We start from the raw sequence: 9,502 nt of genomic DNA on the forward strand, positions 1-9,502 counted from the left end.
CGGGTCATCGGGCACCCGCCGCGCCCGCATGGCGCTGGCGCTCAAGAACGATCTCAATCTCTATGCCTACCACCTGCCGCTGGACGCGCACCCCATCCTGGGCAACAACGCGCAGCTCGCGCGCGTGCTGGGCCTGGAGCCGCTGCGCGGCCAGGATGGCGCCCCGGCCACCTGCGGCCCCGACAACCTGGTCTGGCTGGGAAGCCCGGGCGAGGCCGGCACCCTGGGCGCGCTGGCGCGCCGCGTGCGCGAGCGCCTGGGACGCGACCGCTGGTGGTGGGCGACGAGGACATGCCCCTGGCCCGTGTGGCCTGGTGCACCGGCGGCGCCCAGGGCATGCTGGCCGACGCGGCCGACGCGGGCGCGCAAGCCTACATCACCGGCGAGGTGTCCGAATCCACCGTGCACCTGGCGCGCGAATCGGGCGTGGGCTTCATCGCGGCGGGCCACCACGCCACCGAACGCTACGGCGTGCAGGCGCTGGGCAATGCCGTGGCCGAGCGCTTCGGGGTGCGCGTGGAATTCGTGGACATCGACAACCCCGCCTGAGCCGGCGGGGCGGGAACGGCCATGAAAAAACGCCCCGAAGGGCGTTCTGGTTCATGGCTTCTTGAGCAGGTCGCGGATTTCGCGCAACAGCGCCACGTCTTCGGGCGGCGCGGCGGGAGCGGCCGCTTCCTCGGGCTTGGAGCGCGCCTTGTAGATCGCCTTCACCATCCAGAAAATCACGAACGCCAGCAGGATGAAGTTGATGATGATGGTGACGAAGTTGCCCCACGCGAACACGTTGGCGCCGGCCTTGGTGAGATCCGCGTAGGTCATGGGCCCGTTGTAGCCTTCGGGCATGGAAAGCACGAGGAACTTGTTGGAGAAGTCGACCGATCCGCCCAATATGAAGTTCACCAGCGGCATCACGATGTCTTTCACGAGCGAATCCACGATCTTGCCGAACGCCGCGCCGATGATGACGCCGACCGCCAGATCGATCGCATTTCCCTTGACCGCGAAATCGCGGAATTCCTTGATGAAACCACTTGCTTTGCTCATAAAACCACTCCCATCGTGATAGGCCCCTCAGGAGGCTGGCGCTATAATACGCGGTTGCTATGTTGTTACATTTTTCCGCTAAACCGATGCGGCAGCACTGATGCTACATGCAGAGCCGTCGCATCAACAAGGATAGGAAGATGAGTCAGGATACGCTGGTACACGATGATGACGGTGCGGTTGATCCAAATCTCCCGCCGGATCCTTCCCGACGTTTCTGGGTGACCACCGCCTGTGCCGTGGGCGGCGTAGCAGGTGTAGCAACGGCAGTGCCGTTCGTAAGCACGTTTTCTCCTTCGGACCGCGCCCGCGCCGCCGGCGCCCCGGTCGAAGTCGATATCTCCGACATTCCCGTCGGCGCCATGAAAACGGTGGAATGGCGGGGCAAGCCCGTCTGGATCATCCACCGCTCCCCGGAGCAGATCGCCGGCCTCAAGACGCAAGACCCCTACCTGGCCGATCCCGAATCCCAACGCCCCGGCTTCACTCCCAAATACGCCGAAAACGAAGGCCGGTCGCGCAAGCCCGACATCTTCGTCTGCGTGGGCATCTGTACCCACCTGGGCTGTTCGCCCACCCCGCACTTCGAAACCGGCGGCGCCAGCGGCATGGGCCCCAACTGGCAGGGCGGCTTCCTCTGTCCCTGCCACGGGTCCACGTTCGACCTGGCCGGCCGCGTCTACAAGAACAAGCCCGCTCCCGACAATCTCGAAGTTCCGCCGTACCAGTATCTGAGCGATACCCGCATCATCGTGGGCGTCGACGAAGAGAACAAGGCCTGACGCTCGCGTCGCGCTTGCTTTTTTCCCGAATTACGTAAGTACAACAAATACGCCACGTATTAGAGAGAAGGAGCCGTTACATGGCTGGCGAGAAAACCGTCGAGACAACAGGCCTGCTGGGCTGGCTGGACCGGCGCTTCCCGGTGACCTCCACCTGGAAAGCCCATCTGTCCGAATACTACGCGCCCAAGAATTTCAACTTCTGGTATTTCTTCGGCTCGCTGGCGCTGCTGGTGCTCGTGCTGCAGATCGTGACCGGCATCTTCCTGGTCATGCACTACAAGCCCGATGCCGAGCGCGCGTTCCAGTCGGTGGAATACATCATGCGCGAAGTGCCCTGGGGCTGGCTGGTGCGCTACATGCACTCCACCGGCGCGTCCATGTTCTTCGTGGTCGTGTACCTGCACATGCTGCGCGGGCTGCTCTACGGCTCGTACCGCAAGCCGCGCGAGCTGGTCTGGATCTTCGGCGTGGCCATCTTCCTCTGTCTGATGGCGGAAGCCTTCTTCGGCTACCTGCTGCCCTGGGGCCAGATGTCGTACTGGGGCGCGCAGGTCATCGTGAACCTGTTCTCGGCCATTCCGTTCATCGGGCCGGAGCTGTCCATCTGGATCCGCGGCGACTACGTCGTGTCCGACGCCACCCTCAACCGCTTCTTCGCCTTTCACGTCATCGCCATCCCGCTGGTGCTGGTGGGCCTGGTCGCGGCGCATATCGTGGCGCTGCATGAAGTCGGCTCCAACAACCCCGATGGCATCGAAATCAAGCAAGGCCCCAAGGACAAATACGGACGGCCGGTGGACGGCATCCCGTTCCATCCTTTCTACTCCGTGCACGACCTGATGGGCGTGGCCGGTTTCCTGCTGGTGTTCGCCTTCATCGTGTTCTTCGCGCCGGAGATGGGCGGGTACTTCCTGGAGTACAACAACTTCATCCCGGCCGACTCGCTCAAGACGCCGCCCCACATCGCGCCGGTGTGGTATTTCACCCCGTTCTACTCGATGCTGCGCGCCACCACCGACGAGTTCACGTGGGTGCTGGCGGGCGCCGCGGTGCTGGGCGCCATCGCGCTGCTGGTCAAGAGCCGGTTGAAAGGCTTCCTGCGCGTGGCCGTGCCCGGCATCCTCATCGTCGTGGCGGTGCTGCTGCGCGTGATCGACGCCAAGTTCTGGGGCGTGGTGGCCATGGGCGGCACCGTGGTCATCCTGTTCTTCCTGCCCTGGCTGGACCACTCGCCGGTCAAGTCCATCCGCTACCGTCCCACCTGGCACAAGTGGATCTACGGCATCTTCATGGTGAACTTCCTGGTGCTCGGCTACATCGGCACGCAGCCGCCGAGCCCGCCGCTGAACGTCACCTCGCAAGTCGGCACGCTGCTCTACCTGGCATTTTTCTTCCTGATGCCGGTCTGGAGCCGCCTGGGCACGTTCAAGCCCGTGCCCGACCGCGTCACGTTCCGCGCCCACTGAGCCCACCAGAGATAACGGACTACCCATGATCAAGAAGCTGATTGGCGCCGCGGCCCTGATGCTCGCGTGCGCCGCCACTTTCGCCGCCGAAGGCGGTTTCCCCCTCGAAAAGGCCCCCTACCGGGTCAACGACCTGGCCGCCCTGCAAAACGGGGCCAAGCTGTTCGTCAACTACTGTCTGAACTGCCACAGCGCCGGCTCGATGCGCTACAACAAGCTGCGCGACATCGGCCTGACCGACGAGCAGATCAAGCAGAACCTGCTCTTCACTGGCGAAAAGGTCGGCGACATGATGACCGTCGCCATGTCTTCCAAAGACGCCAAGCGCTGGTTCGGGACCACGCCGCCCGATCTCTCCGTGATCGCGCGGGCCAAATCCCAGAACGCCGGACCCTCGGGCGCCGACTACATCTATACTTACCTGCGCACGTTCTACCGCGACGCGTCCCGCCCCACCGGCTGGAACAACCTGGTCTTCCCCTCCGTGGGCATGCCGCACGCCCTCTGGGAACGCCAGGGCCCGCGCGAGCTCACCAAGGTGGCCATGCACGAGGTCGAGGGCAAGGATGGCGCTCCCGCTTCCTGGGAGCGCGTGACCACGGTGTACGATGCGCAGGGCTTCGCCACGGTCAAGACCGAACCCGTCGCCGGCTATCATGGTCATGCTACCGTCGAAACCCGATTTAAAGCCGCCAACCCGGCACAAACCGCAACATACGACAACGACGTCGCGGACCTGACCGCGTTCATGGCCTGGATGGCCGAACCCGTCCAGACCTTCCGCGTCCGGCTCGGCGTCGGCGTCATGTTGTTCCTGCTCTTGTTCTTCCTCGTCACGTGGCGCCTGAACGCCGCGTACTGGAAACACGTGCGCTAACCGCAAGCCCCGCCAGGCTCTGATCCGCCCCCGATTCTTTACCCGGGGAGGAATGGCGGACAGGGCTGTATGCCTGCCCCCGCCTGGCAATTGGGGCCAGCGCCTGCTAGATTAAGGCGCTGGCCTTTCGTTTTTCATACAAGGACTTACCGCCATGATGGTGCTCTACTCCGGAACCACGTGTCCGTTTTCGCAACGCTGCCGTTTCGTGTTGTTTGAAAAGGGCATGGATTTCGAGATCCGCGACATCGACCTGTACAACAAGCCCGAAGACATCTCGGTCATGAACCCGTACGGTCAGGTGCCGATTCTGGTCGAGCGCGACCTGGTTCTGTACGAGTCGAACATCATCAACGAGTACATCGACGAGCGCTTCCCGCATCCGCAGCTCATGCCCGCCGACCCGGTCATGCGCGCGCGCACCCGCCTGTTCCTCTACAACTTCGAGAAGGAACTCTTCGTCCACGTCTCCACGCTCGAAGACCGCAGCGCCAAACCCGACGAGAAGAAGCTCGCCAACGCCCGCCAGAACATCCGCGACCGCCTGGCCCAGCTCGCCCCCATGCTGCTGAAAAACAAGTACATGCTGGGCGAGGAGTTCTCCATGCTGGACGTGGCCGTGGCCCCGCTGCTCTGGCGCCTGGACCACTATGGCATCGAACTGCCGAAGAACGCGGCGCCCCTGCAAAAATACGCCGAACGCATCTTCTCGCGCCCGGCCTACATCGAAGCGCTGACGCCTTCGGAAAAAGTGATGCGTCGCTAAGGTTTGCAGCGTCATGGGTGAAACCTCTACCAAGCCGTACCTGATCCGCGCCCTGCACGAGTGGTGCACCGACAACGGCTACACGCCATACATCACCGTGCAGGTCGACGAGCACACCGTCGTGCCGGCCGCGCACGTGCGCGATGGCCAGATCACGCTCAACGTCGGCGCGCTGGCCACCAACCGCCTGGTGCTGGGCAACGAATTCATCGAATTCCAGGCCCGCTTCAGCGGCGTGACCGAAAACGTGTACGTGCCCGTCGGCGCGGTCAGCGCCATCTACGCCCGCGAAACCGGCGCCGGAATGGGCTTTGAAGTCCAGCCCTACGAGCCGCCCGAAACCGGCTCGCCCTCCGCCCCGGACGCCTCCGCGGACGACAACCCCGACGACGATCCCACGCCCGGCGGCGACGGCGGCGGAGACGAACCCAAGCGCCCGCGCCTGACCATCGTCAAATAGCGGTAGCGCGCCCCGCCCCGCGCAACGCCGTCCTTCCGGGACGGCGTTGTCGCATGCGGAGGCGGATTCCCGTCGCCCGCCGGAAGGAAAGCGCCGCCGTTTTTCATTACAATGCAGTCCCTTGCGCGCACGCCCGCCGCGCAATGCCGGTGTAGCTCAGTTGGTAGAGCAGCTCACTTGTAATGAGAAGGTCGAGGGTTCGATTCCTTTCACCGGCACCAACTCCCGTTCTTGATTTCTCACTCATCGCGAGCAAGGACAGCACAGGTTTCCGTCCGGGCTCTGGTGAAATTATTCCATGTTGCAGTGGTTCCGCCGCAAGCTGTCCGCCTGGTCTCCCGAGCACAAACGCATGCTCGCCAGCTTTCCCAACCGGGCGCGCTTGCCCGCCAGCCGGCCGTCGAACCGGGCTCGACCGGAACGATCGTGGCCTTTTTCACGCGGGACTCCATATACGAGACCGAGAAAAACCGGCTGCAGCGCTCGGCCGAGCTGCTGAATCTTCCCCTTGACGCCCAGGCCGTCGATACCACGGGCTCGTGGGTGCGCAACGCCGCCATGAAGCCGGGGGTGCTGGCCGGCATGCGGAACAAGCATCGCGGCCCGCTGCTGTACGTCGACGTGGACGCGGTGTTCCATCGCAATCCCTGGCCGGGACTGATGGCGCTGGAGTGCGATATCGCGGCCTATTACGAGCCGGAAGGGCATTTGCTGAGCGGCACGCTGTTCATCAACGACACGCCCGCCGCCGCCGAACTGCTGGAGACCTGGGCCCGCGCCTGCGCCGACAATCCCGACGAATGGGACCAGCTCGTGCTCGAGCGCATCATTGCCGAGGACGCGGTCCGCGACGCCCCGCGCTACAGGCTGGAAAAGCTGCCGGTGTCCTATTGCTGGATCTTCGACAAGACCAACAACGAGTCTTGCGATGCGGTGTTCATCGAACACCTCCAGGCCAGCCGCGAAGCCAGGCAGCGCAGGCGCAGGTTCGGCAGGCCCGGGCGCAGCGTGAGGCGCCGACGCGACCGGGTGCTGGCCATCGAGTCGATCCTGTTCGGCATGGGCAAGGCCCAATAGCGCCGCCCGGCGCCGGCCGCCCGTTTTGCATTCCCCCGATTTTTTGTGCATAATTCGGCCCCTCTACCTGTTCCCCGATAGCTCAGTCGGTAGAGCGACGGACTGTTAATCCGCAGGTCGCTGGTTCGAGCCCAGCTCGGGGAGCCAAGAAATCCTGAAAGGCCCGCGCTTCGGCGCGGGCCTTTCGCATTTCCGGGCGGCGCGGCTTTGCCGGTCCGGATCGGGGCGGCGCTGCACATCGGGCAGCGCGCATGGCGTAGGATTACGCGCATCCGGCCCTCTCCCGCCCGCTGCCATGCCCGACCCGAAATCCCTGCCGCCCCTCGCTTCGCTGCGCGCCTTCGAGGCGGCCGCGCGCCGGCTGAGTTTCAGCCTGGCGGCGCAGGAACTGTTCGTCACCCAGAGCGCGGTCAGCCACCAGATCCAGCGGCTGGAAGCGGCGCTAGGCACGGCGCTGTTCGAGCGGCGCACGCGGGAGATCGCGCTGACCCAGGCGGGCCGCGCGTACTACGCGCGGGTGAGCGCGGCCTTCGCGCTGCTGCGCGAAGGCACCGAGACAGTGCGCGCCGCCGCCTCGCCGCGCAAGGCGCTGCGCGTGGGGCTGCTGTCGTCTTTCGCGATGCGCTGGCTGGCGCCGCGCCTGCCTGACTTCGCGGCGCGCCATGGGGACATCGAACTGCAGCTGCGCCCGGACATCGCGCTGGCGGACGTGGCGGGCGGCGAAGTGGACGTGGCGGTCCGCTACGGACGCGGCGCATGGACGGGCGTGCGCTCGCGCCTCATCATGCGCGAACGGCTGTCGGTCGTCTGCGCGCCTGCCCTGCTTGCGGGCCGGCGGCTGCGCGAACCCGCGGCGCTGCGCCGCTATACGCTGCTGAAATCGCACAACCGCCACCCTTTCGAATGGGAGGCGTGGGCGCGCGCCATGAACTGCGATCTTTCCGGGGCGCGCAGCGTCAACCTGCACGACTACAACATCGTGGTGGAAGCCGCGCTGGCCGGCCAGGGCATGGCCATGGGCCGGCACCGGCTCCTCGCGCCGCAACTGGCCAGCGGGGCGCTGGTGGAGGCGCTGCCGGGCGCGGCGCTGGACGATCCCCGCATCGGCTGGTGGTTCGTTGCTCCGCCGGGGCCGCTGTCCGGCCCCGCGCAATGCCTGCTCGACTGGCTGCTGGAGGCGGCCCGCGCCGACGCTGGCCGCACCTGAACCGGCCGCACCTGAACCGGCCGCGCCTGGGCCGGCCGCCCTCCACGCATGAATCGAATTCATGCGTACATGCCCAGAATTGATTGGTCAGGAAACGGCGCGGCCGATAGCATGGGGCTTTCGCCTGCTTCAGAGAGAATCGCCATGACATCTTCGATTTCCGCCCGCGTGGCCGAGCTGGGCCTCGCCCTGGAACCAGCCGCCGGGCCCGCCGCCAACTACGTGCCCTACGTCCAGCAAGGCGAGCTGCTGACGATCGCCGGCCAGATCTCCCGCAAAGGCGGCAAGGCCGCCTTCGTGGGCCGGGTCGGCGACACGCTGACCGAGCAGGAAGGGGTGGAAGCCGCCCGCCTGGCCGGCCTGAGCGTGCTGTCGCAGATCGCCGCCGCCGCCGGAGACCGGCTCGACCGCGTGGCGCGCATCGTCCGGCTGGGCGTTTTCGTGGCCTGCACGCCGGATTTCACGCGGCAGAGCAGCGTGGCCAACGGCGCTTCGGACCTGATGGTCGACGTGTTCGGCGACGCCGGCCGGCATGCGCGCGCCGCCGTGGGCGTGGCTTCGCTGCCGCAAGGCGTGGCGGTGGAAGTGGAAGCCGTGGTCGCTCTGCGGTCCTGAGCGCTCCGCGCAGATCCGGAGAAACCAATGGCCCGCCCGCTTGCCGATAGCGACATTACAGAACTGCGCGCCCGCACGCCCGGCGCGCAGGCCGCCACCGTGCATTTCAATCATGCCGGCGCGTCCCTGCCCTCCGCCGCCACGCTGCAGGCGATTGCCGACCACTTGCGGCGCGAAGCCGGCGGGCCCATGGAGGCCGGCGCGGCATGCGCGGCGACCGAAGAAGCGCGCGCGCTGGCCGCCCGCCTGCTGAATGCGCAACCCGGAGAAATCGCGCTGACCACGGGCAATTCGCCAGGCTGGAGCGCGGCGCTGGCCGCCCTGCCGCCGTGGCGGACCGGCGACCGCATTCTCGTCGGCCGCCACGAATGGGGCGGCAACCTGGCGGCGATGAAGCTGCGCGCCGCGCGCGAGGGCGCGGCGGTGGAAGCGATCCCGTCGGACGAAAGCGGCTGTGTCGATCCGCAGGCCCTCGAGGCCATGCTGGACGAACGCGTACGGCTCGTTGCGCTGACCTGGCTGCCGGCCAACGGCGGCCTCATCAATCCAGCCGCCGCCATCGGCGACGTGGCGCGCCGTCATGGCATTCCTTATTTCATCGACGCGGCCCAGGCCGTGGGCCAATTGCCCATCGACGTGCGCGCGCTCGGCTGCGACGTGCTGGCCGGCGCCGGGCGCAAGGCCCTGCGCGGTCCGCGCGGCACCGGGCTGCTGTATGTACGCCAGGACTTCCTGCCCTGCCTGACGCCGCCCTCGGTGGACACGCAGTCCGCGCCGCTGGGCGCGGACGATGCGCCCCGGCTGCGCGGCGACGCCGCCCGCCTGGAGTCGTCGGAAGCCGCCGTGGCATTGCATTGCGGGCTGGCAAACGCCCTGCGCGAGGCGCTGGACATCGGGCTGGACGCCATCCGCGCGCGCATCGACGCCAATGCGCAGGCGCTGCGCGCGGCGCTGGCCGGGATTCCGGGGCTCGAGCTCCTGGACCAGGGCCGCGAGCGCTCCGGCCTGGTCTCGTTCTCGCTGCGGGGGTGGGAGCCCGCGGCGCTGCGGCAGGCGCTGGCCGGGCAGGGCATCCACATCGGCAGCAACGGCGTGCCGTACACGCCGCTGGACATGCGGGCGCGCGGCCTGTCGCAGATCGCGCGCGCCTCGGTGAGCTATCTCACCACGTCCGTCGAAATGGACCGGCTGGCGCAGGCGCT

10 protein-coding genes, 2 tRNA genes and 1 pseudogene are annotated in these 9,502 nt (G+C 66.6%); 12 read left to right on the top strand and 1 reads right to left on the bottom strand.

Annotated elements, in window-relative coordinates:
* Positions 1 to 549 (top strand): annotated as a pseudogene (locus AD428_RS17515) (Nif3-like dinuclear metal center hexameric protein); the annotation flags it as partial.
* 51 nt (positions 550 to 600) lie between these two features.
* Here the strand turns inward: AD428_RS17515 and mscL are convergent.
* On the bottom strand, positions 601 to 1,047 hold the full coding sequence (gene mscL / locus AD428_RS17520; RefSeq protein ID WP_053246027.1) for a large conductance mechanosensitive channel protein MscL: 447 nt from the start codon (positions 1,045 to 1,047) through the stop codon (positions 601 to 603).
* A gap of 140 nt (positions 1,048 to 1,187) precedes the next feature.
* On the opposite strand from mscL, the gene petA reads away from it, so the two are divergent.
* The 11 genes from petA to AD428_RS17575 form a co-directional block, all read left to right on the top strand.
* Positions 1,188 to 1,829 (top strand): ubiquinol-cytochrome c reductase iron-sulfur subunit, encoded by a 642-nt coding sequence (gene petA / locus AD428_RS17525; protein WP_053246028.1) that lies wholly within the window; start codon positions 1,188 to 1,190, stop codon positions 1,827 to 1,829.
* Positions 1,830 to 1,909: 80 nt separating this feature from the next.
* Complete coding sequence (locus tag AD428_RS17530) at positions 1,910 to 3,298, top strand: cytochrome b (protein ID WP_053246029.1); 1,389 nt, start codon at positions 1,910 to 1,912, stop codon at positions 3,296 to 3,298.
* Between the two features lie 25 nt (positions 3,299 to 3,323).
* Entirely contained in the window at positions 3,324 to 4,175 is an 852-nt protein-coding gene (locus AD428_RS17535; protein WP_053246030.1) for a cytochrome c1, read from the top strand.
* Positions 4,176 to 4,329: 154 nt separating this feature from the next.
* Positions 4,330 to 4,941: a glutathione S-transferase N-terminal domain-containing protein gene (locus AD428_RS17540; protein ID WP_006388039.1), complete on the top strand. Its 612-nt coding sequence runs from the start codon at positions 4,330 to 4,332 to the stop codon at positions 4,939 to 4,941.
* 13 nt (positions 4,942 to 4,954) lie between these two features.
* Complete coding sequence (locus AD428_RS17545) at positions 4,955 to 5,401, top strand: ClpXP protease specificity-enhancing factor (protein ID WP_053246031.1); 447 nt, start codon at positions 4,955 to 4,957, stop codon at positions 5,399 to 5,401.
* 145 nt (positions 5,402 to 5,546) lie between these two features.
* A tRNA-Thr gene (locus AD428_RS17550) sits at positions 5,547 to 5,622 on the top strand.
* 205 nt (positions 5,623 to 5,827) lie between these two features.
* A complete protein-coding gene (locus AD428_RS17555; RefSeq protein ID WP_235490742.1) occupies positions 5,828 to 6,478 on the top strand; it encodes a putative nucleotide-diphospho-sugar transferase in 651 nt (216 codons plus the stop codon).
* Positions 6,479 to 6,549: 71 nt separating this feature from the next.
* Positions 6,550 to 6,625: transfer RNA gene (locus tag AD428_RS17560), tRNA-Asn, on the top strand.
* Between the two features lie 148 nt (positions 6,626 to 6,773).
* Complete coding sequence (locus AD428_RS17565) at positions 6,774 to 7,685, top strand: LysR substrate-binding domain-containing protein (protein WP_053246032.1); 912 nt, start codon at positions 6,774 to 6,776, stop codon at positions 7,683 to 7,685.
* A 144-nt stretch (positions 7,686 to 7,829) separates the two neighbouring features.
* The gene (locus AD428_RS17570; RefSeq protein ID WP_053246033.1) at positions 7,830 to 8,300 is read left to right on the top strand and encodes a RidA family protein; all 471 of its coding nucleotides are present in this window, start codon (positions 7,830 to 7,832) and stop codon (positions 8,298 to 8,300) included.
* Between the two features lie 27 nt (positions 8,301 to 8,327).
* The coding region (locus AD428_RS17575) for an aminotransferase class V-fold PLP-dependent enzyme (protein ID WP_053246034.1) at positions 8,328 to 9,502 on the top strand (1,175 nt) is incomplete at its 3' end.

The organism is Achromobacter sp. DMS1 (genome assembly GCF_001270295.1).

Bases quoted from the DNA above. Each gene is read 5' to 3' on its own strand.
- AD428_RS17530 (WP_053246029.1), top strand. From the start codon at position 1,910: ATGGCTGGCGAGAAAACCGTCGAGACAACAGGCCTGCTGGGCTGGCTG.
- AD428_RS17545 (WP_053246031.1), top strand. From the start codon at position 4,955: ATGGGTGAAACCTCTACCAAGCCGTACCTGATCCGCGCCCTGCACGAG.
- petA (WP_053246028.1), top strand. From the start codon at position 1,188: ATGAGTCAGGATACGCTGGTACACGATGATGACGGTGCGGTTGATCCA.
- AD428_RS17535 (WP_053246030.1), top strand. From the start codon at position 3,324: ATGATCAAGAAGCTGATTGGCGCCGCGGCCCTGATGCTCGCGTGCGCC.
- mscL (WP_053246027.1), bottom strand. From the start codon at position 1,047: ATGAGCAAAGCAAGTGGTTTCATCAAGGAATTCCGCGATTTCGCGGTC.
- AD428_RS17565 (WP_053246032.1), top strand. From the start codon at position 6,774: ATGCCCGACCCGAAATCCCTGCCGCCCCTCGCTTCGCTGCGCGCCTTC.
- AD428_RS17540 (WP_006388039.1), top strand. From the start codon at position 4,330: ATGATGGTGCTCTACTCCGGAACCACGTGTCCGTTTTCGCAACGCTGC.
- AD428_RS17570 (WP_053246033.1), top strand. From the start codon at position 7,830: ATGACATCTTCGATTTCCGCCCGCGTGGCCGAGCTGGGCCTCGCCCTG.